Annotated in this window: 23 protein-coding genes and 1 other RNA gene; 18 read left to right on the plus strand and 6 right to left on the minus strand. The window is 63.0% G+C overall.

Going from position 1 to position 24122, the window contains the following annotated elements; genetic code table 11:
- Positions 1-34: 34 nt before the first annotated feature.
- From OSW16_RS04770 to OSW16_RS04790, 5 genes are all read right to left on the minus strand, one after another.
- Positions 35-253 (minus strand): YgdI/YgdR family lipoprotein, encoded by a 219-nt coding sequence (locus OSW16_RS04770; protein WP_241804709.1) that lies wholly within the window; start codon positions 251-253, stop codon positions 35-37.
- 79 nt (positions 254-332) lie between these two features.
- Positions 333-911: a BON domain-containing protein gene (locus OSW16_RS04775; protein WP_267821140.1), complete on the minus strand. Its 579-nt coding sequence runs from the start codon at positions 909-911 to the stop codon at positions 333-335.
- On the minus strand, positions 908-1501 hold the full coding sequence (locus tag OSW16_RS04780; RefSeq protein WP_008097558.1) for a phosphoheptose isomerase: 594 nt from the start codon (positions 1499-1501) through the stop codon (positions 908-910). The genes OSW16_RS04775 and OSW16_RS04780 overlap by 4 nt, the downstream gene beginning before the upstream one ends.
- Positions 1502-1587: 86 nt before the next feature.
- Positions 1588-1959, minus strand: coding sequence for a YraN family protein (locus OSW16_RS04785; protein ID WP_267821143.1), 372 nt, complete (start codon positions 1957-1959; stop codon positions 1588-1590).
- Positions 1959-3776: a penicillin-binding protein activator gene (locus OSW16_RS04790; RefSeq protein WP_267821145.1), complete on the minus strand. Its 1818-nt coding sequence runs from the start codon at positions 3774-3776 to the stop codon at positions 1959-1961. Before OSW16_RS04790 ends, OSW16_RS04785 begins: the two co-directional genes overlap by 1 nt.
- 268 nt (positions 3777-4044) lie before the next feature.
- Here OSW16_RS04790 and rsmI point away from each other — a divergent pair, with 268 nt between their 5' ends.
- The 18 genes from rsmI (at position 4045) to lpxC (ending at position 23387) form a co-directional block, all read left to right on the plus strand.
- Positions 4045-4839, plus strand: a complete 795-nt coding sequence (gene rsmI, locus OSW16_RS04795; protein WP_372490469.1) for a 16S rRNA (cytidine(1402)-2'-O)-methyltransferase — start codon at positions 4045-4047, stop codon at positions 4837-4839.
- A 66-nt stretch (positions 4840-4905) separates the two neighbouring features.
- An RNA gene (gene rnpB, locus OSW16_RS04800) (RNase P RNA component class A) lies at positions 4906-5279 on the plus strand.
- 308 nt (positions 5280-5587) lie between these two features.
- Positions 5588-6043 carry a division/cell wall cluster transcriptional repressor MraZ gene (gene mraZ / locus OSW16_RS04805; protein WP_011535546.1) on the plus strand — a complete coding sequence of 152 codons (456 nt, stop codon included), beginning with the start codon at positions 5588-5590 and terminating at the stop codon, positions 6041-6043.
- The gene (gene rsmH, locus OSW16_RS04810; RefSeq protein WP_418942031.1) at positions 6040-6987 is read left to right on the plus strand and encodes a 16S rRNA (cytosine(1402)-N(4))-methyltransferase RsmH; all 948 of its coding nucleotides are present in this window, start codon (positions 6040-6042) and stop codon (positions 6985-6987) included. The genes mraZ and rsmH overlap by 4 nt, the downstream gene beginning before the upstream one ends.
- A complete protein-coding gene (gene ftsL, locus OSW16_RS04815; RefSeq protein ID WP_012312861.1) occupies positions 6984-7277 on the plus strand; it encodes a cell division protein FtsL in 294 nt (97 codons plus the stop codon). The genes rsmH and ftsL overlap by 4 nt, the downstream gene beginning before the upstream one ends.
- The gene (locus OSW16_RS04820; RefSeq protein WP_267823888.1) at positions 7277-9010 is read left to right on the plus strand and encodes a peptidoglycan D,D-transpeptidase FtsI family protein; all 1734 of its coding nucleotides are present in this window, start codon (positions 7277-7279) and stop codon (positions 9008-9010) included. The genes ftsL and OSW16_RS04820 overlap by 1 nt, the downstream gene beginning before the upstream one ends.
- Positions 9007-10497: a UDP-N-acetylmuramoyl-L-alanyl-D-glutamate--2,6-diaminopimelate ligase gene (gene murE, locus OSW16_RS04825; protein ID WP_267821150.1), complete on the plus strand. Its 1491-nt coding sequence runs from the start codon at positions 9007-9009 to the stop codon at positions 10495-10497. The genes OSW16_RS04820 and murE overlap by 4 nt, the downstream gene beginning before the upstream one ends.
- A complete protein-coding gene (locus OSW16_RS04830; protein ID WP_267821152.1) occupies positions 10490-11857 on the plus strand; it encodes a UDP-N-acetylmuramoyl-tripeptide--D-alanyl-D-alanine ligase in 1368 nt (455 codons plus the stop codon). The genes murE and OSW16_RS04830 overlap by 8 nt, the downstream gene beginning before the upstream one ends.
- Positions 11857-12939 (plus strand): phospho-N-acetylmuramoyl-pentapeptide-transferase, encoded by a 1083-nt coding sequence (gene mraY, locus OSW16_RS04835; RefSeq protein WP_241804716.1) that lies wholly within the window; start codon positions 11857-11859, stop codon positions 12937-12939. The genes OSW16_RS04830 and mraY overlap by 1 nt, the downstream gene beginning before the upstream one ends.
- Positions 12940-12945: 6 nt before the next feature.
- On the plus strand, positions 12946-14292 hold the full coding sequence (murD, locus tag OSW16_RS04840; RefSeq protein WP_267821154.1) for a UDP-N-acetylmuramoyl-L-alanine--D-glutamate ligase: 1347 nt from the start codon (positions 12946-12948) through the stop codon (positions 14290-14292).
- Entirely contained in the window at positions 14289-15503 is a 1215-nt protein-coding gene (gene ftsW, locus OSW16_RS04845) for a putative lipid II flippase FtsW (protein WP_277818126.1), read from the plus strand. The genes murD and ftsW overlap by 4 nt, the downstream gene beginning before the upstream one ends.
- Positions 15493-16572 carry an undecaprenyldiphospho-muramoylpentapeptide beta-N-acetylglucosaminyltransferase gene (murG, locus tag OSW16_RS04850; RefSeq protein ID WP_267821156.1) on the plus strand — a complete coding sequence of 360 codons (1080 nt, stop codon included), beginning with the start codon at positions 15493-15495 and terminating at the stop codon, positions 16570-16572. The genes ftsW and murG overlap by 11 nt, the downstream gene beginning before the upstream one ends.
- Positions 16565-18013, plus strand: a complete 1449-nt coding sequence (murC, locus tag OSW16_RS04855) for a UDP-N-acetylmuramate--L-alanine ligase (protein ID WP_046784854.1) — start codon at positions 16565-16567, stop codon at positions 18011-18013. The genes murG and murC overlap by 8 nt, the downstream gene beginning before the upstream one ends.
- Complete coding sequence (locus tag OSW16_RS04860; protein ID WP_267821159.1) at positions 18010-18966, plus strand: D-alanine--D-alanine ligase; 957 nt, start codon at positions 18010-18012, stop codon at positions 18964-18966. The genes murC and OSW16_RS04860 overlap by 4 nt, the downstream gene beginning before the upstream one ends.
- 4 nt (positions 18967-18970) lie before the next feature.
- A complete protein-coding gene (locus OSW16_RS04865; protein WP_241804720.1) occupies positions 18971-19840 on the plus strand; it encodes a cell division protein FtsQ/DivIB in 870 nt (289 codons plus the stop codon).
- A gap of 14 nt (positions 19841-19854) precedes the next feature.
- The gene (ftsA, locus tag OSW16_RS04870; RefSeq protein WP_012312872.1) at positions 19855-21111 is read left to right on the plus strand and encodes a cell division protein FtsA; all 1257 of its coding nucleotides are present in this window, start codon (positions 19855-19857) and stop codon (positions 21109-21111) included.
- Positions 21112-21166: 55 nt separating this feature from the next.
- The gene (ftsZ, locus tag OSW16_RS04875) at positions 21167-22363 is read left to right on the plus strand and encodes a cell division protein FtsZ (protein WP_003251871.1); all 1197 of its coding nucleotides are present in this window, start codon (positions 21167-21169) and stop codon (positions 22361-22363) included.
- 112 nt (positions 22364-22475) lie between these two features.
- Complete coding sequence (lpxC, locus tag OSW16_RS04880) at positions 22476-23387, plus strand: UDP-3-O-acyl-N-acetylglucosamine deacetylase (protein ID WP_267821162.1); 912 nt, start codon at positions 22476-22478, stop codon at positions 23385-23387.
- 74 nt (positions 23388-23461) lie between these two features.
- Here lpxC and OSW16_RS04885 read toward each other — a convergent pair whose 3' ends face one another.
- On the minus strand, positions 23462-23917 hold the full coding sequence (locus tag OSW16_RS04885; RefSeq protein ID WP_267821164.1) for a DUF721 domain-containing protein: 456 nt from the start codon (positions 23915-23917) through the stop codon (positions 23462-23464).
- Positions 23918-24122: the final 205 nt, after the last annotated feature.

Here is a 24122-nt window from a genome sequence, read left to right on the forward strand (position 1 = left end):
CAGGGTCGCCTTTTTCTTTGCTGCGCGGTGATGGTTACAGGTCGCTGATGGTGCGAATCTGGTCACGGTTAACGCGGGTCTGTTTACCATCCAGCTGCTGGAATTCGTAGAAGCCGGACTCCTGATCGAACGTCGGCTCGTCAACGGTCTGGAACTCGCGACCGTCGTTCAGGGTAATCAGGCTTGGGGTGGAGCAGCCGGCCAGGGTGGCGAAGGCGCCGATCAGCAGGGCGGGCAGCAGAAGCTTTTTCATACGGTGTTTCCTGAGGTTGCGAAGGTAGAGCGATCAGGTTGCCTGCACCCGCGTTCAAGGGCTGGTGCAGGCAAGGGTGTCAGTCTATGTACTCGAACAGCTTGACGATCTTTTGCACGCCCGACACGCCCTGTACCACGGCAGTGGCGGAGTTGGCTTCCTGCTGAGTAACCAGGCCGAGCAGGTAGACGATACCGTTCTCGGTGATCACTTTGATGCGCGAGCTGGGCACGGCATTGTCGGTGAGCATCTGGGTCTTGATCTTGGTGGTCAGCCAGGCGTCGTTATTGCGTGCAAGGATCGAGGAGGGTTGCATTACCTGCAGCTCGTTATGCACCCGCTTGACCCGCTGTACCTGGCTGGCGGTCTGCTCGGCCAGGCTCTTGAGGTCGGCGCGCGGGGTTTGGCCGGCGAGCAGGACAACGCCGTTGTAGCTGCTGACGACAATGTGCGAGCCTTCGTCCAGATCAGGGCTGGCTTTCGCGATGTTTACCGAGGCCTTGGTTTCGATCAGCGAGTCATCGATCTTGCTGCCGATGGTGCGAGTGCCGCGATCATCCTCGATCGGCGAATTGCGGGTCGAGGTCAGTACCGAGCTGCAGCCGGTGACGCTCAGGCACAGGGTCAGGGCCATCAGGCCGAGGCGCTTGGGGATCATTCTTCACTCCCGAACAGTTGGCTGTCGATCAGATCACACAGGCAGTGGATCGCCAGCAGGTGGACTTCCTGGATGCGTGCAGTGACCGTCGAGGGTACGCGGATCTCCACGTCCTCGGGCAACAGCAGCGAAGCCATGCCGCCACCGTCACGCCCGGTCAATGCTACGACAATCATTTCGCGATCATGTGCCGCTTGGATCGCTTGAATCACGTTTGCCGAGTTGCCGCTGGTCGAAATCGCCAGCAGCACGTCGCCGGGCTGGCCGAGGGCGCGAATCTGCTTGGAGAAGATTTCGTTGTAGCTGTAGTCGTTGGCAATCGAGGTCAGTGTCGAGCTGTCGGTGGTCAGGGCGATCGCCGGCAGGCTCGGACGCTCACGCTCAAAGCGGTTGAGGAGTTCCGACGAGAAATGCTGGGCGTCGCCGGCCGAGCCGCCGTTGCCGCAGGCGAGCATCTTGCCCTCGTTGAGCAGCGCATTGACCATGACCAGGCTGGCCTGCTCGATGTGCGGTGCCAGGATGTCCATTGCCTGTTGCTTGGTATCGATGCTGGCCTGGAACAGCCGGCGAATTCGGGATTGCATGTCCATCTGGTGACCTTAAGTGGGGCGGTGGCCTTTGCTACACGCAACAGGGACCAGCCCGCGAAACATAGAGCAATAAAAGGGGAGTGGGTTCAGCATTCGAAGGCGTTTTTCAGCCATTGAAGCGGCCTGCCTGCGTGGTGGCTACCCTGCAAGGCGACAACATCGAAGCGGCACGGGTGGTTGGCCCAGCAAGACTCCTTCAGCAGAAAAAGGCTGGCGGCATGCACCAGTCGCCTCTGCTTGCGCCCGTCGATACTGCCGAGGGCGCCACCGAAGCCCGCGTGCAACCGATAGCGGACTTCGACGAATACTACTGTATCGGTGTCGAGCATGACCAGATCAAGCTCGCCACCTTTGCATCGCCAATTACGCGTCAGCAGTTGCAGGCCTTGCCCTTGAAGAAACTCAAGGGCTTGGTTTTCTGCGGCATGGCCGGCGCTGGTTGGCGATGCTTGGGGCATCAGCGGAGGGTATCGGGCAGGCGCTTGACCTGGCCGCCCGAAAATTCAGCCCACGGCAGCTGGCGCTCGATGCGCTGACTGGCGTTCATGCTCAGGCTGCCCGACAGTCCCTGTACACGGTTATCCGGCAGCGCTTTGAGCTGGCCCAGGCGGGGCGCCAGGCTATAGGCGTCTACACCCATGGCATATAGACGGCCCAGGCTGCCAGCGGCTTGTGGCCACTGCTGGACCACCTGCTGACGCAGGCTGTTGGTGGTGTCGAGCAGCCACGGGGTTTCGCAGAAACGGATGCCGTTCATGTCGTTGTACTGGTTGACGTCACCGCTGGCGCTGTACAGGTTCGAGGTGGCATAGACCGGAACGTCGCCAGCGTACTGGAAGTTCAGGGTGGGCTTGATCTGCTGTGCCTGTTGCGGGGTCGAGGCGAGGAAGATGAAGTCGATGTCCTGGCGGCGCGAGGGTTGCGCAGCAATGGTGCCGCCCACGGTGCTCTGCAGGCTCTGTGCGCGGCCTTCGCTCTGGCGCAGCTGGAACAGATTGGCGATCTGTTGGGCCAGGGCGACTGGCTGGGCGATGCGTTCGGCGGCGAGGATGGTGCCGCCATTGCCTTCCCAGTCCTGGCGGAACGCGGCAAGCACGCGGTCGCCCCATTCACCGGCCGGCACCAGGGCCACCGCGCGAACCATGCCGTCGGCGCGGGCGCGGCGCGATACTTCGCGGGCTTCGTCTTCGGCAGCCAGGCCGAACTGGAAAAGTTGTGGCGGGGCGGTCTGGCCCGCGTCAGCGTAATTCAGGGCGAGGGTGGTGATGGGCAGCTGGGCGTTGGCGGCCAGCTTCTTGACCAGCGCTTTTTCCAGCGGGCCGACTACCAGTTGCACGCCATCGGCCTGGGCCTGGCGATAGAAGTCATCCAGCGAGCCGATGCGTGAGCTGTCATACACCTGTACGGCCGGCGCTTGCTGGCCCGCCTGCTGGGCCTGGAAGTGCGCGGCCATGAAGCCGTCACGCAGGGCGCGGGCGACACCGGCAAGCGGGCCTTCCTGGGGTAGCAGCAGACCGATCTTGGTCAGCGGCTGGCTTGCCAGTTCCTTGAGCTTGACCAAGGCCGATGGCAGCTGCAGTGCCGCGGGATGGTCTGGGTGTTGCTGGCGCCAGGTCTCGATCGCGGCCTGCTGCTGCTCCAGCGTGCCTGCGCTTTTCACGGCCAGAGCCAGGCGGGTCCAGCCGGCCAGGGTCTGATCGCCAGCGGGCTGCTGCAGTTGCTCTGCCGGCAGCGAGGCGACCAAGGCCCAGGTCGCGTCATTGTTGGCGGCGGCAGCCTGGCCGCTGAGCAGTGGGGCCAGCATCACGCGCTGTTGCGCAGCGGCCAGGGCTTGACCGTCGGCTTCCAGGGCGGCGGCGTGGACGCTATACGTACGCACCTGCTGCTCGGCCGGCAATTGGCCGAGGTGCTGCAGGCTGGGGTGCGACAAGGCGCTGAGGGCGGCTTTGGGCTGGTTGCGGCTCATGGCCAGTTCGGCGCCCAGTGTGGCGGCGAAGATCTGTTGGGCAGGCTTGAGCGTATCCATGGGGACCTGCTCGAGAATGCGTGCCGCGCGCGGGTAGTCCTTCTGCTTGTATGCCAGGTCGGCAGCGCTCAGGCGCAGCAGGGCGGCATCTTCGGCAGACGTGCTGGCCGCCGCTTTCTCGAGCAGTTGCTCGATGCTGGCGTCCGGCGTGCGTGGCAGCTCTCCGAGGCTGGATGAGGGCGAGCTGGCGCAGGCTGCCAGCAAGGCAGCGAGGCAGAGGGCTGTGAGCAGCCGCAGGCAAGCGATCATGTAAAGGTCCTGTTACTCGATCAAGTTGGCCGGCAATTGTACCCAAGCGTTGGCCGGGGCGCGATGTTGCTGAACGCGAACCTTCACTATAGGTGTACCTGAGGTGGCTGCAGGTGAAGTTCTTTGCGCCCTGTTACCGGCGCTCGGGCTACAATGGCGCCTTTGATCCGAAAGGCAGGTGTGCGCAGTGACTGATGTGGCAGGGGCTTCGAAATCCACCGTGGGGACGCTGTACGTGGTCGCGACCCCCATTGGCAACCTCGACGACATGAGCGCCAGGGCATTGAAGGTGTTGGCTAACGTCGCCCTGATCGCCGCCGAGGACACCCGGCACTCGATCCGCCTGCTGCAGCATTTCGGCATCGATACGCCGCTGGCTGCCTGTCACGAGCACAATGAGCGGGACGAAGGCGGGCGTTTCATCACCAAGCTTCTGGCCGGTGAGGATGTGGCGCTGGTTTCCGATGCCGGTACGCCATTGATTTCCGACCCTGGTTACCACCTGGTGCGCCAGGCGCGAGCCGCCGGCGTCGATGTGGTGCCTGTGCCTGGCGCCTGTGCGCTGATTGCCGCGCTTTCGGCGGCCGGGCTGCCCTCTGATCGGTTCATTTTCGAAGGCTTCCTCCCCGCCAAAAGCGCAGGCCGCCGTGCCCGGCTCGAACAGGTCAAGGAAGAGCCGCGTACCTTGATTTTCTACGAGGCGCCCCATCGCATTCTTGAGTGTCTGGAGGACATGGAACTGGTGTTCGGTGCCGAGCGCCCGGCGTTGCTCGCGCGTGAGCTGACCAAAACCTTCGAGACCCTCAAAGGCTTGCCGCTCGGGGAGCTGCGCGAGTTCGTGGCGGGTGACAGCAACCAGCAGCGCGGCGAGTGCGTGGTGTTGGTCGGTGGCTGGAGTGCGCCGGAGGGTGAGGCGGCGATCAGCGTCCAGGCGCAGCGTGTACTGGACCTGCTTTTGGCCGAATTGCCGCTCAAGCGTGCAGCGGCCCTGGCGGCGGAGATCACCGGCGTGCGCAAGAACCTGTTGTATCAGGCAGCACTGGAAAAGCAGAAAGCGCAGTAGTGGCGCTTTGATATAATTGCGGTATTGCTTGTTCTTGAGCGCAGCTGCCGTTAACCTTGGCGCCGGAGAGTCGATCGGACAGTCGCTGCCCGCTTTGGTTCCGCAACTTTTGTTGCGTAACGGCGGGGGGAGGAAAGTCCGGGCTCCATAGGGCAGAGTGCCAGGTAACGCCTGGGAGGCGCGAGCCTACGGAAAGTGCCACAGAAAATAACCGCCTAAGCACTTCGGTGCCGGTAAGGGTGAAAAGGTGCGGTAAGAGCGCACCGCACGTCTGGCAACAGTTCGTGGCTAGGTAAACCCCACTCGGAGCAAGACCAAATAGGGTTCCATCAGGCGTGGCCCGCGTCGGAACCGGGTAGGTTGCTAGAGGCGTCCAGTGATGGCCGTCGTAGAGGAATGACTGTCCTCGACAAAACCCGGCTTACAGATCGACTCTCCACCTCTCCTCCCTTCTGCTTGATCGATGGCAGAGCGCGTTTGTAATACCGAAAAGATCTTACTCTTCATAAATCACTTTAAGTTCAAACGGTATCCGTTTGAGTGGGTTTGATTTTTCACGCTTTTTTTTACCCTCTGTAGTCCTTCCTCCTTCCTTTATTGAGCTAAATCTCGGTCCTGTAAGGGTTTTCCGTATGAACGCGCCTTGACGGTGCAGCGGACGGATTCCTATAGTGTGCGCAAGTGGCAGAAAGTGGGATGAAGTGGGTTTTCTGGCACAAAAAAGCTACCATTGTGGGGAATCGCAGCCGTGTTCCGCGGAGCCAACGCCGTCAGCCTCGATGCCAAGGGCCGTCTCGCCATGCCGAGCCGGTACCGTGACGAGCTCGATTCGCGTTGCAATGGTCAGTTGATCGTGACCATCGACGCCGTCGACCCCTGCTTGTGCGTTTACCCCCTCGATGAGTGGGAACAGATTGAAGCCAAGTTGCGTGCCTTGCCGTCGTTGCGTGAGGAAAACCGCCGCCTGCAGCGTTTGCTGATCGGTAATGCGGTTGACCTGGAGCTCGACGGCAGTGGCCGTTTCCTGGTACCGCCCCGCCTGCGGGAGTACGCCAAGCTGGACAAGAAGGCGATGCTGGTGGGGCAACTGAACAAATTCCAGCTGTGGGATGAGGATGCCTGGAACGCAGTTTCGGCAGCCGACCTTGCAGCTATCCAACAACCGGGCGCCATGCCCGACGATTTACGTGACCTGATCCTGTGACCATAGATAGCGGCTTCAACCACATCACCGTCCTGCTCGACGAAGCTGTCGAGGCATTGGCCCTGCGCGCCGACGGTTGCTATCTCGACGGCACCTTCGGCCGCGGCGGGCACAGCCGTCTGATCCTCAGCAAGCTCGGGCCGGATGGTCGGCTGCTGGGCTTCGACAAAGATCCTCAAGCGATTGCCACGGGGCAAGCGCTGGCGGCCGAAGACGGCCGCTTTGTCATTGTGCAGCGCAGTTTTGCCGAGCTGGGCGCTGAAGTGGCCGAGCGAGGCCTGGCTGGCAAGGTCAGCGGTATCCTGCTCGATCTGGGCGTGTCCTCGCCCCAGCTGGACGACCCTGAGCGGGGGTTCAGTTTCCTCAATGACGGCCCGCTGGATATGCGCATGAACCCCGACCAGGGCATCAGCGCTGCCGAGTTCATCGCCACCGCGCCGGTCGAGGAAATTGCCCGCGTTTTCAAAGAGTATGGCGAGGAACGTTTTGCCGGCCGCATGGCGCGCGCCGTGGTAGAGCGCCGCGAAAAGCAGCCGTTCACCCGGACTGCGGACCTGGCCGAAGTGCTCAAGGTCGCCAACCCTGCCTGGGAAAAGGGCAAGAACCCAGCAACCCGTGCCTTCCAGGGCCTGCGCATTCACGTCAACAACGAGCTGGGCGATCTTGAGGCCGGCCTTGAGGCTGCACTCGAGGCGCTGGAAGTCGGCGGCCGTCTGGCGGTGATTAGCTTCCATTCGCTGGAAGACCGTATCGTCAAGTTGTTCATGCGCAAACTGGTCAAGGGTGAAGCGGACAACCTGCCGCGCAACCTGCCAGTTCAGCACAAGGCCTTCGAGCCGAAAATCCGTCTGATCGGCAAGGCTCAGTTTGCTTCCGAAGCCGAGCTCAAGGCCAACCCGCGGTCGCGCAGCGCCGTGATGCGGGTGGCGGAGAAGCTTCGGTGAGCCGGCTATTTGCCAAGCCTTTGCCAGGCGGAAGCTTCCTGATGCTTCTGCTGTTCGTTGGCGTGCTTGTTTCGGCCATTGCCGTGTCGTACAGCGCCCACTGGAATCGCCAGTTGCTCAACACCCTGTACGGCGAGTTGAATGAGCGCGACAAGGCCCAGGCCGAGTGGGGCCGGCTGATCCTCGAACAAAGCACCTGGACCGCTGCCAGCCGCATCGAGAACCTGGCTTCCGAGCAACTGAAGATGCACGTGCCTGCCGCCGACGAAGTACGGATGGTGGCGCCATGATGAAGCTCGAAGGTGCACTCTACCCCTGGCGCTTCCGCGTGGTGATCGGCCTGCTGGCGTTGATGGTCGGCGCCATCTGCTGGCGCATCATCGACTTGCAGGTGGTCGACCGTGACTTCCTCAAGGGCCAGGGCGATGCCCGCAGCCTGCGTCATATTCCTATTCCGGCACACCGAGGTCTGATTACCGACCGTAATGGTGAGCCCTTGGCCGTCAGTACGCCTGTCACCACCTTGTGGGCCAACCCCAAGGAAATGCAAGCGTCCAAGGACCGCTGGCCGCAACTGGCCGCCGCATTGGGGCAGAACGCCCAGCAGCTGAGCGAGCGCCTGACCCAGCAGGCCAGCAAAGAATTCATCTACCTGGTCCGCGGCCTGACCCCGGAGCAGGGGCAGCATGTGCTCGACCTGAAAGTGCCGGGTGTATACGGCCTCGAAGAATTCCGCCGCTTCTATCCCGCCGGTGATGTCACCGCTCACATGGTCGGTTTCACCGACCTAGATGACCATGGCCGCGAAGGGGTAGAGCTGGCCTACGATGAGTGGCTGGCCGGGGTGCCCGGCAAGCGGCAAGTGATCAAGGACCGGCGGGGCCGCTTGATCAAGGACATTCAGGTAACCAAGAACGCCAAGGCCGGCAAGACCTTGGCGTTGTCCATCGACCTGCGCCTGCAATACCTGGCCACGCGCGAGCTGCGTAACGCGATCGCCGAGCAGGATGCCAAGGCCGGCAGCCTGGTGATCATGGACGTCAAGACCGGTGAGGTCCTGGCGATGGTCAACCAGCCGACCTACAACCCCAACAACCGCCGCACCATGTTCCCGTCGGCGATGCGTAACCGGGCGATCATTGACGTGTTCGAGCCAGGCTCCACGGTCAAGCCGATCTCCATGAGCGCTGCGTTGGAGAGTGGGCGCTGGAAGCCCACCGACAAGGTCGAAGTCTACCCCGGCAGCCTGCAGATCGGCCGCTACACCATCAAGGACGTGTCCAGGAGCGAGGGGCCGATCCTCGACCTGACCGGCATCCTGATCAACTCCAGTAACGTGGGCATGAGCAAGATCGCCTTCGATATCGGTGGCGAAGCCATCTACCGGGTCATGTCCCAGGTCGGCCTTGGCCAGTACACCGGCCTTGGGTTCCCGGGCGAGCGGGTTGGCAACCTGCCCAACCATCGTGAGTGGCGCAAGGCCGAAACCGCGACCTTGTCCTATGGCTACGGCGTCTCGGTTACCGCCTTGCAGCTGGTGCATGCCTATGCGGCGCTGGCCAACGACGGGAAGATGGTGCCGCTGTCGATCCTCAAGGTCGACAAGGCCCCGGAGGCAGTCCAGGCCATTCCAAAGGACACCGCCAAAACCGTGCAAGGCATGTTGCAGCAAGTGATCGAGGCGCCGCGCGGGGTGTTCCGCGCCCAGGTGCCGTTCTATCACGTGGGCGGCAAGTCTGGTACCGCGCGTAAAGCCACAGTGGGCTCCAAGGGCTACACCGAAAACGCCTACCGCTCGCTGTTCGCCGGCTTCGGGCCAATGAGCGACCCGCGTTACGCCATTGTCGTGGTCATCGACGAACCGCGCAAAGGCGGTTATTTCGGTGGCCTGGTATCGGCGCCGGTATTCAGCAACGTCATGTCGGGCACCCTGCGGCTGATGAATGTGCCGCCAGACAACCTGCCACCGCCTGCCGACCCGCAACAAGTCAATGCAGCACCCGCCAAGGGAGGGCGTGGATGATGACAATGCCACTGAGCAAGCTTTTCGCCCACGCCAGTCGCGACCCGCTGATCCGTGAGCTGACCTTGGACAGCCGGGCTGTACGCGCAGGTGACCTGTTCCTGGCCGTGCCGGGGGCCAAGGTCGATGGCCGTGACCATATCAGCGACGCGCTGGCCCGCGGTGCCGCTGCGGTCGCCTACGAACAGCAGGGCACCCAGGTGCTGCCGATCACCGATGTGCCGCTGATCCCGGTCAAAGGCCTGATCGCTCAGCTGTCGGATATTGCCGGCCGCTTCTACGGCGAGCCGAGCCGTCAGCTGAACCTGGTCGGGGTTACCGGTACCAACGGCAAGACCAGCGTCACTCAACTGGTGGCCCAGGCGCTAGATGCGCTTGGCCAACGGTGCGGCCTGATCGGTACCCTGGGTACCGGATTTTATGGTGAGTTGCAGAGCGGCCGACTGACCACGCCAGATCCGATTGCGGTGCAGTCGACGCTGTACGACCTGAAAAAGGCCGGGGCCAAGGCCGTGGCGATGGAAGTATCCTCGCATGCCCTGGAGCAGGGGCGTGTTGCCGCGCTGGAATTCGATATTGCGGTGATGACCAACCTGTCCCGTGATCATCTGGACTATCACGGCAGCATGGAGGCCTACGAGGCCGCGAAGGCCAAGCTTTTCGCCTGGCCTAGCCTGCGTTGCCAGGTGGTCAACCTGGATGACGGTTTCGGCCGTCGTCTGGCGGCTGATTTTGCCCGTCGTCCGAGTGTCGACCATATCGAGACCCGTCTGCTCAGCTACAGCCTGGAAAACCCCGACGCTTCTTTGTATTGCCGTGAAGCCAGGTTCGATGACGATGGCGTCCGGGCCATCATCGTCACCGCCCAGGGTGAGCGTACCTTGCGCAGCCAGCTGCTGGGCCGTTTCAACCTGAGCAACATGCTCGCGGCCGTGGCGACCTTGCTCGCTCTGGATTATTCGCTGGACGAAATCCTCAAGGTCACCGCGCAGTTGAAAGGCCCGGTGGGGCGCATGCAGCGTCTTGGCGGCGGTCAGAAGCCGTTGGTGGTGGTCGATTACGCGCACACCCCTGACGCCCTGGAGCAGGTACTCCAAGCCCTGCGCCCGCACGCCCACGGCCAGTTGCTGTGCCTGTTCGGTTGTGGTGGCGATCGCGATCGGGGCAAGCGTCCGCTGATGGCCGAAGTGGCCGAGCGCCTGGCTGATCGTGTACTGGTCACTGACGATAACCCTCGTACCGAAGACCCACAGGCGATCTTCAACGACATTCGCCCCGGCTTTGTCCGCCCCGCCGACGTCGAGTTCGTCGCGGGCCGCGGCGAGGCCATCGCACACCTGATCGCTTCTGCTGCCGCTTCGGACGTCATCGTCCTGGCGGGCAAGGGGCATGAGGATTACCAGGAGATCAATGGCCAACGCCATGATTTCTCTGACTTGGTCGAAGCCGAAAAGGCACTTGCAGCCTGGGAGGCTCCACATGCTTAAGCCCATGACACTCAGCCAGCTGACCGCAGCGCTGAGCGCTCGCCTGGTCGGCGCCGACGCCAGCTTCAGCGGTGTCAGCATCGACAGCCGCAGCGTCGGCGCCGGGCAGTTGTTCGTCGCCCTGGTGGGGCCGCGTTTCGACGGCCACGACTACTTGGCCGATGTGCAGGCCAAGGGCGCCGTGGCAGCGCTGGTGGAGCGTGAAGTGGCCGATGTCGACTTGCCGCAGCTGGTGGTCGCCGACTGCCGTCTGGCCCTTGGCCAGCTCGGAGCGCTGAACCGTGCCGGCTACGACAAGCCGGTGGTCGCCATCACCGGCTCCAGTGGCAAGACCACGGTCAAAGAGATGCTTGCCTGCATCCTGCGTACCCGTGGTCCTGTTCATGCCACCCGTGGCAACCTGAACAACGACCTGGGGGCACCGCTGACCCTGCTGGAAATTGCTCCCCAACACAGCGCCGCCGTCATCGAGCTGGGCGCTTCGCGCATTGGCGAGATCCGCTACACCGTGGGCCTCACCCAGCCACAGGTAGTCATCATCAACAATGCCGGTACTGCCCACGTCGGCGAGTTCGGCGGGCCAGAGAAGATCGTTGAAGCCAAGGGCGAGATTCTCGAAGGGCTGGGCGAGGGCGGCACTGCCATCCTCAATCTGGACGACAAGGCCTTTGCCATCTGGAAGGCGCGCGCGGGTGCCCATAAGGTCATCAGTTTTGCCCGCAGCGACGCCCGCGCCGACTTCCATGCCACTGACATTGGTCGCGACGCGCGGGGTTGCCCGTCGTTCACACTGCACGGCGCCGGTGCATCGGTGGCCGTGCAGCTAAACGTGCTCGGTGAGCATAACGTCAGCAACGCCCTGGCCGCTGCTGCCGCCGCGCATGCCGTTGGTCTGACCCTGAGCGGCATTGCCGCGGGCCTTAACGCCATGCAGCCGGTCAAGGGCCGTACCGTGGCGCAAATCGCCCCGGGTGGCGTGCGCGTGATCGATGACAGTTACAACGCAAATCCCACCTCGATGTGCGCGGCCATTGATATACTCGCCGGCTTTTCCGGGCGCACCGTTCTGGTGCTGGGGGATATCGGCGAGCTGGGGCAGTGGGCGCAAGAAGGTCACCATCAGGTGGGCGATTACGCTCGCGGCAAGGTCGATGCCCTGTACGCAGTGGGTACCAACATGACACATGCGGTCAAGGCGTTCGGCGCCAATGGCCGTCATTTCGTAACGCAAGCTGAGCTGATCGAGGCCGTTCGCGCCGAAACTGCCAGCAATACCACTATCTTGATCAAGGGCTCGCGCAGCGCTGCGATGGAAAACGTCGTGGCTGCACTGTGCGGTGCCAGCGGGGAGAAACATTAATGCTGCTGCTGTTGGCTGAGTATCTGCAACAGTTCCACAAAGGCTTCGCGGTCTTCCAGTACCTGTCCCTGCGTGGGATCCTTGGCGTACTGACCGCGCTGTCGCTGGCGCTGTGGCTGGGCCCGTGGATGATCCGTACCCTGCAGATCCGCCAGATCGGTCAGGCCGTCCGTAATGACGGCCCGCAATCGCACTTGTCCAAATCCGGCACGCCAACCATGGGTGGTGCCTTGATCCTGTCCGCCATCGGCATCAGCACCCTGCTGTGGGCGGACCTGTCCAATCGCTATGTGTGGACGGTACTGATCGTCACGCTGCTGTTCGGCGCCATCGGCTGGGTCGATGACTACCGCAAGGTGATCGAAAAGAACTCGCGCGGCCTGCCTAGCCGCTGGAAGTACTTCTGGCAGTCGGTGTTCGGCCTGACGGCGGCGATCTTCCTGTACCAGACGGCTCCCACCACTGTCGAGACCACCCTGATCGTGCCATTCCTCAAGGATGTCACCATCCCGCTGGGCATCGGCTTCGTCATCCTGACCTACTTCGTCATCGTCGGCTCCAGCAATGCGGTCAACCTGACCGATGGCCTCGATGGCCTGGCGATCATGCCGACGGTAATGGTCGGTGGTGCGCTGGGCATCTTCTGCTACCTGTCGGGTAACGTGAAGTTCGCTGAGTACTTGCTCATTCCTTATGTACCGGGCTCGGGTGAACTCATCGTGTTCTGCGGCGCGCTGATCGGCGCCGGCCTGGGCTTCCTGTGGTTCAACACCTATCCGGCCCAGGTGTTCATGGGCGACGTCGGTGCGCTGGCGCTGGGCGCCGCACTGGGCACCATCGCCGTGATCGTGCGCCAGGAAATCGTGCTGTTCATCATGGGCGGCATCTTCGTGATGGAAACCCTGTCGGTGGTGATCCAGGTCGCCTCCTTCAAGCTGACCGGCAAGCGCGTGTTCCGTATGGCACCGATCCACCACCATTTTGAACTCAAGGGCTGGCCTGAGCCGCGGGTGATTGTCCGTTTCTGGATCATCACCGTGATTCTGGTGCTGATCGGCCTTGCAACCCTGAAACTGAGGTAGACGAGCGTGTCACTGATCGCTTCCGACCAATTCCGCATCGTTGTCGGCCTCGGCAAGAGCGGCATGTCCCTGGTTCGCTTCCTGGCGAACCAGGGCATTGCCTTTGCGGTCGCCGACACCCGCGAGCAACCGCCGGAACTGGACACCCTGCGCCGTGATTACCCGCAGGTGGAAGTACGCTGTGGTGAACTGGACGTGGATTTCCTGTGCCGCGCCAACGAGCTGTACGTGAGCCCCGGCCTGGCGCTGGCCACGCCGGCCCTGCAGCAGGCGGCGGCGCGTGGCGTGAAGCTGTCCGGTGACATCGAACTGTTCGCCCGCCATGCCAAGGCGCCGATCGTGGCGATCAGCGGCTCCAATGCGAAAAGCACGGTGACCACCCTGGTCGGCGAGATGGCCGCCAAGGCCGGCAAGCGCGTGGCCGTCGGCGGCAACCTGGGGACTCCTGCCCTGGACCTGCTCAGCGATGACATCGAGCTGTATGTCATGGAACTGTCCAGCTTCCAGCTGGAAACCACCGACCAGCTCAACGCCGAAGTGGCCACCGTGCTGAACATCAGCGAAGACCACATGGACCGCTACAGCGGCCTGCCGGCCTATCACCTGGCCAAGCACCGGATATTCCGTGGCGCCCGCCAGGTGGTGGTGAACCGCCAGGATGCCCTGAGCCGGCCGTTGCCAGTCGAAGGCCGCCCGTGCTGGAGCTTTGGCCTGAATCAGCCGGACTTCAAGGCTTTCGGCCTGCGTGAAGTCGAGGGTGAGAAGTACCTGGCTTTCGAGTTCCAGGCATTGATGCCGGCCCGTGAGCTGAAAGTGCGTGGTGCCCACAACCAGAGCAACGCACTGGCGGCCCTTGCCCTGGGGCATGCTGCCGGTCTGCCGTTCGAGCCGATGCTCGAGGCCCTGCGCGAATTCGGCGGCCTGCCTCATCGTTGCCAGTGGGTACGAGCGCGCAACGGTGTGAACTGGTACGACGATTCCAAAGCGACCAACGTCGGCGCGGCCCTGGCCGCCATCGAAGGCCTGGGCGCGGATATCGACGGCAAGCTTGTGCTGATCGCCGGTGGCGACGGCAAGGGTGCCGATTTCGCCGCCCTGCGTGAACCGGTGGCGCGCATGTGCCGCGCCGTTGTGCTGCTCGGTCGCGATGCGCAGCGCTTGGCCGAGGCGCTGGGTGATGCCGTGCCGCAGGTGCGTGTCAAGACGCTGGACGAAGCTGTGCAGCAATGCGCCGAGCTGGCCCTGCCGGGGGACGCCGTGTTGCTGTCGCCGGCGTGTGCCAGCCTGGACATGTTCAAGAACTTTGAAGAACGCGGGCGGCTGTTCGCCCAGGCGGCGGGAGAGCTGGCATGATCTTCGGCATCCTCAAGCCGTACCCGTCGCCGCTGGTCAGTGGCCGTGGCATCGACCTCGACTTCGCCTTCCTCGCCGGCTGCCTGGCGCTGCTGGGCCTGGGCCTGGTGATGATCACGTCGGCCTCGTCGGAAGTGGCCGCAGCACAGTCAGGTAACCCGCTGTACCACATGTACCGCCATCTGGTTTACGTGGCCATTGGCTTGGTCGCCTGTGGTGCGACGCTGCTGGTACCGATCGCCACATGGCAGCGCATGGGCTTCATGATGCTGGTGGGCGCCTTTGGCCTGCTGGTACTGGTGCTGGTGCCTGGCATCGGTCGTGAGGTGAACGGCTCGATGCGCTGGATCGGCTTCAGCTTCTTCAACGTCCAGCCTTCGGAGATCGCCAAGGTCTTCGTGGTCATTTATCTCGCCGGCTACCTGGTACGTCGGCAGACCGAAGTACGCGAAAGCTGGATGGGCTTTTTCAAACCGTTCATCGTGCTGCTGCCAATGGCCGGCCTGCTGCTGATGGAGCCGGACTTCGGTGCCACCGTGGTCATGATGGGCGCTGCTGCGGCCATGCTGTTCCTCGGCGGCGTAGGGTTGTTCCGCTTCAGCCTGATGGTGGCGCTGGCGGTGGTCGCCGTATTCGTACTGGTGCAGGCGCAGCCGTACCGGATGGCCCGCCTGATCACCTTTACCGACCCCTGGTCCGACCAGTTCGGCTCTGGCTACCAGTTGACCCAGGCACTGATCGCTTTCGGCCGCGGCGAGTGGCTGGGCGTAGGGCTGGGCAACAGTGTGCAAAAGCAGTTCTACCTGCCTGAGGCGCACACTGACTTCGTGTTCTCGGTACTGGCCGAGGAGTTGGGCGTGGTCGGTTCGCTGGTGACCATCGCGCTGTTCGTGTTCGTGACCGTGCGTGCCCTCTACATTGGCCTGTGGGCCGAAAAGGCCAAGCAGTACTTTGCCGCCTATATGGCATTTGGTCTGGCATTCCTGTGGATTGGCCAGTTCCTGATCAACATTGGCGTGAACGTCGGCTTGCTGCCGACCAAGGGCCTGACCTTGCCTTTCCTCAGTTACGGGGGCAGTTCCCTGGTGATCTGCTGTGCCTGCGTCGGTCTGTTGCTGCGTATCGAATGGGAAAGCCGCACGCATTTGGGCAGCGAGGAGCACGAATTCAGCGAAAGCGATTTTGCCGAGGAGACCAGTCATGGCCGCTGACGGCAAAAACGTACTGATCATGGCGGGCGGCACTGGGGGCCATGTGTTCCCGGCCCTGGCGTGCGCACGTGAGTTCCAGGCGCGCGGCTATACCGTGCACTGGCTGGGCACCCCCCGTGGCATCGAGAATGAACTGGTCCCTCAGGCCGGCTTGTCGCTGCACCAGATCCAGGTCAGCGGTTTGCGTGGCAAGGGCAAGCTGTCGCTGCTCAAGGCGCCGTTCACCCTGGTCAAGGCCGTGCTTCAGGCGCGGCGTATCATTGGCCAGCTCAAGCCGGTCTGCGTGATCGGCTTCGGTGGCTATGTGACCGGCCCTGGCGGCGTCGCCGCGCGCCTGTGCGGTGTGCCGCTGGTGATTCACGAACAGAACGCCCGCGCCGGTACCGCCAATCGCTTGCTGGTGCCGTTGTCGGCACGCGTTTGCGAGGCTTTCCCAGGCACCTTCGAAGCAGGCGGCAAGCTGCGTACCACCGGCAACCCGGTGCGCCCCGAGCTGTTCATGGACGCGCAGCGTGCGCCCTTGGGCGAGCGCCGTGCCCGTCTGCTGGTCATGGGTGGCAGCCTGGGTGCGGAACCATTGAACAAATTGTTGCCTAAGGCCCTGTCCGAGGTGCCCGCTGACCTGCGGCCCGAGGTGTTCCATCAGGCCGGCAAGCACCACGCGCCGATCACCGCCGAGCGCTATCAAGAAGCGGGTGTCGAGGCTCAGGTAGAGCCGTTCATCAAGGACATGGCCCACGCCTACGGCTGGGCTGACCTGGTGGTGTGCCGGGCCGGTGCCCTGACCGTCAGCGAGCTCGCGGCGGCCGGCCTGCCTTCGATGCTGGTGCCTTTGCCCCATGCCATCGACGACCACCAGACCCATAACGCCCAATATCTGGCTCGGGAAGGCGCTGCCTTCCTCATGCCACAAGCGACAACTGGCGCAGCGCAACTCGCTGAACGCCTGAACGAGGTGCTGATGCAACCCGAGAAACTCAACACCATGGCACGCACCGCAAGGAGCCTTGCCAAACCATCCGCAACCAGCACCGTGGTCGATATCTGCCTGGAGGTGGTCCATGGTTGAAAGCCAGAAAGCCATGCCCCAGCCGAAGATGGGCCGCATTCATCGCATCCACTTCGTCGGTATCGGCGGCGTGGGTATGTGCGGTATTGCCGAAGTACTGCTGAACCTGGGCTACGAAGTGTCCGGCTCGGACCTCAAGGTGTCGCCGGTTACCCAGCGCCTGGAGTCGTTCGGTGCCGAGATCTTCGTTGGCCACCGCGCCGAAAACGCCGCCAATGCCGATGTGCTGGTGGTGTCCAGCGCCATCAACCCGGCCAACCCGGAAGTCGCCACTGCGCTCGAGCGGCGTATCCCGGTGGTGCCGCGTGCCGAAATGCTCGCAGAGCTGATGCGCTACCGCCATGGCGTGGCGGTTGCCGGTACCCATGGCAAAACCACCACCACCAGCCTGCTGGCTTCGGTGTTTGCCGCAGGTGGGCTGGACCCGACTTTCGTGATCGGTGGCCGCCTGACGGCTGCCGGCACCAATGCCCAGTTGGGTACCAGCCGCTACCTGATCGCTGAAGCCGACGAAAGCGATGCCAGCTTCCTGCACCTGCAGCCGATGGTTGCCGTGGTCACCAATATCGACGCCGACCACATGGCCACCTACGAGGGTGACTTCAACAAACTGAAGAAAACCTTCGTCGAGTTCCTGCACAACCTGCCGTTCTATGGCCTGGCCGTGATGTGCCTGGACGACCCTGTGGTGCGCGAGATCCTGCCGCAGGTCAAGCGCCCGACCGTGACCTACGGTTTCAGCGAAGAGGCCGACATCCGGGCAATCAACGTCAGCCAGAAGGGCATGCAGACCCACTTCACCGTGCTGCGCCGTGATCGTGAGCCGCTTGAAGTGTCGGTCAACATGCCGGGCAACCACAACGTGCTCAATGCCCTGGCCACCATTGCCATCGCCACCGACGAAGGTATCAGCGACGAAGCCATCGTGCAGGGGCTTTCCGGCTTCCAGGGCGTTGGCCGACGGTTCCAGGTATACGGCGAACTGCCGGTTGAAGGCGGCAGCGTGATGCTGGTCGACGACTACGGCCACCACCCGACCGAAGTGGCGGCGGTGATCAAGGCCGTGCGCGGTGGCTGGCCAAGCCGTCGCCTGGTCATCGTCTACCAGCCACACCGTTACAGCCGCACCCGTGACCTGTATGACGACTTCGTGCAGGTACTGGGCGATGCCAACGTGCTGCTGCTGATGGAGGTGTACCCGGCCGGTGAAGAGCCGATACCCGGTGCCGACAGCCGTCAGCTGTGCCACAGCATTCGCCAGCGCGGCAAGCTGGACCCGATCTACATCGAACGCGGCGCCGAGCTGGCGCCGCTGGTCAAGCCGCTGCTGCGTGCCGGTGACATCCTGCTGTGCCAGGGTGCCGGCGATGTCGGTGGCCTGGCCCCGCAATTGATGAAAAGCCCGCTGTTCGCTGGCGCCAAGCAGGAGAAGTCTAAATGACCAGCGCCTACGAAAAACTGCATTCGACCCTGGACGTCAAGGCGTTCGGCCGCGTCGCTGTCCTCTACGGTGGCAAGAGCGCCGAGCGTGAAGTCTCGCTCAAGTCGGGCGCTGCCGTGATCGAGGCGCTGCGCAGCGCCGGTGTCGACGTGGTCGCCATCGACGTGGGCGACGACCTGCTGGCCCGCCTGCAAAGCGAGAACATCGACCGCGCCTTCATCATCCTGCACGGCCGGGGTGGCGAGGATGGCAGCATGCAAGGGCTGCTGGAGTGCCTGGGTATCCCTTACACCGGCAGTGGCATCCTCGCCTCGGCCCTGGCCATGGACAAGCTGCGGACCAAACAGGTGTGGCAAAGCCTGGGCATTCCGACCCCGCGTCATGCCGTGCTGGCCAGCGCAGAAGATTGTGTTGCAGCCGGTACGGAACTGGGCTTCCCGCTTATCGTCAAACCTGCCCATGAAGGCTCTAGCATCGGCATGGCCAAGGTGAACAGCGAGCAGGAACTGGTTGCTGCCTGGCAAGACGCCGCCAAATACGATTCTCAGGTGCTGGTCGAGCAATGGATTCACGGCCCGGAGTTCACCATCGCCGTTCTGCGTGGCCAGGTGCTGCCGCCGATCGCATTGGGCACCCCGCACGTGTTCTACGACTACGACGCCAAATACATCGCCAATGACACCCAGTACCGCATCCCGTGCGGGCTGGACAGTGCCAAGGAACAGGAGCTCATCGACCTGACCGCACGTGCCTGTGATGCCATCGGCATTGAAGGCTGGGGCCGTCTGGACGTGATGCAGGACGAGCAGGGCCGGTTCTGGCTGCTCGAAGTAAACACCGCACCGGGCATGACTGATCATAGCCTGGTGCCCATGGCGGCCCGCGCGGCCGGCCTGGACTTCCAGCAGCTGGTGCTGGCGATCCTGGCCGAAAGCGTAGCGACGCGAGGTTAAAACCATGCAAGGCGCAATGATACGTCAGCAGCAACCCGTTACCGGCCGTAGCAAGCCGGTGCCGCGTGGTGCCAGCCGACTGGTGGCCGACGAGCCCGTATCGGCGCGCCTGCCGCGGCCCAGCCTGGGCGGCCTCAAGCGCCTGCTGTGGCCGGTGTTGCTGGTGGCCGCAGGCTTTGGCGCCTACGAGGGCGCCATTCGCCTGATGCCGTACGCCGACCGGCCGATCACCAAGATCGACGTGCAGGGCGACCTCAGTTACATCAGCCAACAGTCGGTGCAGCAGCGGATCGCGCCATACGTGGCAGCGAGCTTCTTCAGCGTCGACCTCCCAGCGATGCGAGCCGAGCTCGAGCAGATGCCATGGATCGCCCACGCCGAAGTACGCCGGGTTTGGCCGGACGAGGTGGTGATTCGCCTGGAAGAACAGCTGCCGGTCGCACGCTGGGGGGAGGAAGCCTTGCTCAACAACCAGGGCCAGGCCTTCACCCCGCGCGAGCTGGCCAACTATGAGCATCTGCCGCAGTTGGCCGGGCCGCAGCGTGCCCAGCAGCAAGTCATGCAGCAGTATCAGGTATTGAGCCAGATGCTGCGCCCCCTGGGCTTTTCCATCGCTCGCCTGGAGCTGCGCGAGCGTGGCAGCTGGTTCCTGACCACCGGTGCGGGCAGCACCGGGCAGGGCGTCGAGCTGCTGCTGGGGCGCGATCATCTGGTGGAGAAAATGCGCCGTTTCATTGCCATTTACGACAAGACACTCAAAGAGCAGATCACCAACATTGCCCGCATTGATCTGCGTTATGCCAACGGACTTGCCGTTGGTTGGCGGGAACCGAACGCACCGACGACGGCCCAACCCGCCGTTGCGAAGAATTAGAGAGAGGCAGGACCATGGCAAACGCGCATAGCGGCAAAATGATCGTCGGGCTGGACATTGGCACCTCCAAGGTGGTGGCGCTGGTGGGTGAAGTTGGCGAAGACGGTACCCTGGAGATCGTCGGGATCGGTACTCACCCTTCCCGCGGCCTGAAGAAGGGCGTGGTGGTGAACATCGAATCCACCGTGCAGTCGATCCAGCGCGCAGTGGAAGAAGCTCAGCTGATGGCTGGTTGCCGCATCCACTCGGCGTTCGTCGGTGTGGCCGGTAACCATATCCGCAGCCTGAACTCCCACGGCATCGTCGCCATCCGCGACCGCGAGGTCAGCCTTGCCGACCTCGAGCGTGTGCTGGACGCTGCACAGGCCGTGGCCATTCCGGCTGACCAGCGCGTGCTGCACACCCTGCCGCAGGACTACGTGATCGATAACCAGGAAGGCGTGCGAGAGCCGCTGGGCATGTCGGGTGTGCGCCTGGAAGCCAAGGTTCACGTGGTCACCTGCGCGGTCAACGCGGCGCAGAACATCGAAAAATGTGTGCGCCGTTGTGGCCTGGAAATCGACGACATCATCCTCGAGCAACTGGCCTCGGCCTACTCGGTGCTGACCGACGATGAGAAAGAGCTCGGCGTGTGCCTGGTGGACATCGGTGGCGGCACCACCGACATCGCCATCTTCACCGAAGGTGCGATCCGCCATACGGCGGTCATCCCGATTGCCGGCGACCAGGTCACCAACGACATCGCCATGGCCCTGCGTACCCCCACCCAGTACGCCGAAGAAATCAAGATCCGTTACGCCTGCGCCCTGGCCAAACTGGCCGGCGCCGGCGAGACCATCAAGGTGCCGAGCGTGGGCGACCGCCCGCCGCGCGAACTGTCGCGCCAGGCCTTGGCTGAAGTCGTGGAGCCTCGTTACGACGAGCTTTTCACGCTGATCCAGGCCGAGCTGCGCCGCAGCGGCTACGAGGACCTGGTGCCGGCCGGCATCGTCCTCACCGGCGGCACCGCCAAGATGGAAGGCGCCGTAGAGCTGGCAGAAGAAATTTTCCACATGCCGGTACGCCTGGGCGTACCGCACAGCGTTCGGGGGCTGAGCGACGTGGTGCGCAACCCGATCTATTCCACCGGCGTGGGCTTGCTCGCGTACGGCCTGCAAAAGCAGTCCGAAGACCTGCCCCTGACCGGTAACAGCAGCAGCAACAGCTATGGCGATGAACCGAAGGCCCCAGTGCTTGAGCGCTTCAAGCGGTGGGTTCAGGGCAACTTCTAAGTTTCAAAGCAGTAGTGGTAGGCGCGACAACTAGAGAACTGAAAGGAGAGGGAAAATGTTCGAGCTCGTAGACAACGTCCCGCAAAGCCCGGTCATCAAAGTGATCGGTGTCGGCGGTGGCGGCGGCAACGCCGTCAACCACATGGTCAAGAGCAGCATCGAAGGTGTGGAGTTCATCTGCGCCAACACCGATGCTCAGGCGCTGAAAAACATCGGCGCGCGCACCATCCTGCAATTGGGTACCGGGGTCACCAAGGGCCTGGGTGCCGGTGCCAATCCGGAAGTCGGCCGTCAGGCTGCGCTGGAAGACCGTGAGCGCATCGCCGAGGTGCTGCAGGGCACCAACATGGTGTTCATCACCACCGGCATGGGCGGCGGTACCGGTACCGGTGCGGCGCCGATCATCGCCGAAGTGGCGAAGGAAATGGGCATTCTCACGGTTGCCGTGGTGACCCGTCCGTTCCCGTTCGAAGGTCGCAAACGTATGCAGATCGCCGATGAAGGCATCCGCATGCTGGCCGAGAGCGTCGACTCGCTGATCACTATTCCCAACGAGAAGCTGCTGACCATCCTGGGCAAGGATGCCAGCCTGCTGTCCGCCTTTGCCAAGGCTGACGATGTACTGGCCGGTGCCGTTCGCGGTATTTCCGACATCATCAAGCGCCCTGGCATGATCAACGTCGACTTCGCCGACGTGCGCACCGTCATGGGTGAGATGGGCATGGCGATGATGGGTACCGGTTGCGCCAGCGGCCCGAACCGTGCTCGCGAAGCCACCGAGGCGGCAATTCGCAACCCGCTGCTCGAAGACGTCAACCTGCAGGGCGCTCGCGGCATCCTGGTGAACATCACCGCAGGCCCTGACCTGTCGCTGGGCGAGTACTCCGATGTGGGTAGCATCATCGAAGCCTTCGCCTCCGACCACGCCATGGTCAAGGTCGGCACCGTGATCGACCCGGACATGCGCGATGAGCTGCACGTGACCGTGGTGGCCACTGGCCTGGGCGCGCGCATCGAGAAGCCGGTCAAGGTGGTCGACAACACCCTGCAGACCGCTCAGCAGGCGTACGAGGCCTCTAACCCGGCCCCTGTTCGTCAGGAGCAGCCAGCGGTCAATTACCGTGACCTGGAGCGTCCGACTGTGATGCGCAACCAGGCCCACGCAGGCGCTGCCGCAGCAGCTAAACTCAACCCTCAGGATGACCTGGATTACCTGGATATCCCGGCCTTCCTGCGTCGTCAGGCCGATTAATGGAATTTATCAGGGGTATAAGGGTGATTGGTGTTCAGCAAAGGCCGGGTCTGTTATCATCCCCAGCCTTTGTTGATACCTGTTCGCAATTTGCGCTGAAGCGGCCAATGCCATGATTAGACAACGCACCCTGAAGAATACCATCCGTGCCACAGGCGTCGGCCTGCACTCCGGGGAGAAGGTCTATCTGACCCTCAAGCCTGCGCCTGTCGATACCGGCATCGTCTTCCGTCGCGCCGACCTCGACCCTGTGGTCGAGATCCCGGCACGTGCGGCCAACGTCGGTGAGACCACCATGTCCACCACGTTGGTCAACGGTGACGTCAAGGTCGATACCGTCGAGCACCTGCTTTCCGCCATGGCGGGGTTGGGCATCGATAACGCCTACGTCGAGCTCTCCGCCTCGGAAGTTCCGATCATGGATGGCAGCGCCGGTCCCTTCGTATTCCTGATTCAGTCTGCCGGCCTGGAAGAACAGGACGCAGCCAAGAAGTTCATCCGCATCCTGCGTGAAGTGACAGTGGAGGAGGGCGACAAGCGCGCTACCTTCCTGCCTTTCGAAGGGTTCAAGGTGAGCTTCGAGATCGACTTCGATCACCCGGTCCTCAAGGGCCAGACCCAGAGCGCCGTCGTCGACTTCTCCAGCACCTCGTTCGTAAAGGAAGTCAGCCGCGCCCGCACCTTCGGTTTCATGCGTGACATCGAGTACCTGCGCAAGCACAACCTTGCGCTCGGTGGCAGTGTCGAGAACGCCATCGTCGTCGATGAGACCGGCGTACTTAACGAAGACGGTCTTCGCTCCGAAGACGAATTCGTCAAGCACAAGATCCTCGACGCCATCGGCGACCTGTACCTGCTGGGCAACAGCCTGATTGGCGAGTTCAAGGGCTACAAGTCCGGGCACGCGCTGAACAACCAGCTGCTGCGTAAGCTGATCAGGGAAACCGACGCCTGGGAAGTGGTCACTTTCGAAGATGCCAGTACGGCACCGATCTCTTATATGCGCCCTGTTGCGGCCGTGTAAGTTCGAACACTCTCTCTAGTGATTGAGGCCACCTTCGGGTGGCCTTTTTTATGGGTCGTTCTGAGGCCGCAGGGTCAATCCTTGCCCTTGGCATGGCTGGCCAGACGTTCAAGTGCTGCACGCAGCTTGGGGTCGGTGATGCCCTCGGCGGACCCCCGGATGCCTGCGGCGGCGTTGTTCGACAGCTCTGTCGTGTTGCTACCCCGCTTGGCCGGAACCAACGGTGGCTGCACTTTGAACAGGATGCGCCTGAGGTTGCCGAACGCCTCCATGGCCTGCAATGCCGCCAGCAGGCGCTTCTGCTGATAGCGCAGGCGTGTGGCCCAGTGCCCGTCCGTCACCACCAGCAACAGTGTGCCATCGCGCCACGAAGCCACATGGCAATGCTCGCGGGCTGCCGGTTGCAACTGGCTTTCCAGCAGGCGTTGCAGGTGCGCCAGGCGTTCGGCCTGGTTCAGCAACAGGCGCAGCGGGCGCACCTGGCGCAGCAGTGCCGAAGGGGGCTGGGCGGGGGAGGGTTTGTAGGCCATTGGGCGTCGCATCGGGTTACAAGACTGGCAGTCTAACACCTCCACCGGCCTGCTTGGCGGCGCCAGGGCCATCGTACGCCGGCCGGACAAGAGTCATTCTCGATACGTTTCATGATGCTCCGGGTTGAACTCAGCGAAAATGCCCTTATCTTAGAAAACGCCCCGCCTAAGCGCTGTGCCAGCATCGTGGAAATCCACCACTTTC

This window comes from Pseudomonas putida (assembly GCF_026625125.1).
In the GTDB taxonomy this organism is placed as follows: Bacteria; Pseudomonadota; Gammaproteobacteria; order Pseudomonadales; family Pseudomonadaceae; genus Aquipseudomonas; species Aquipseudomonas putida_X.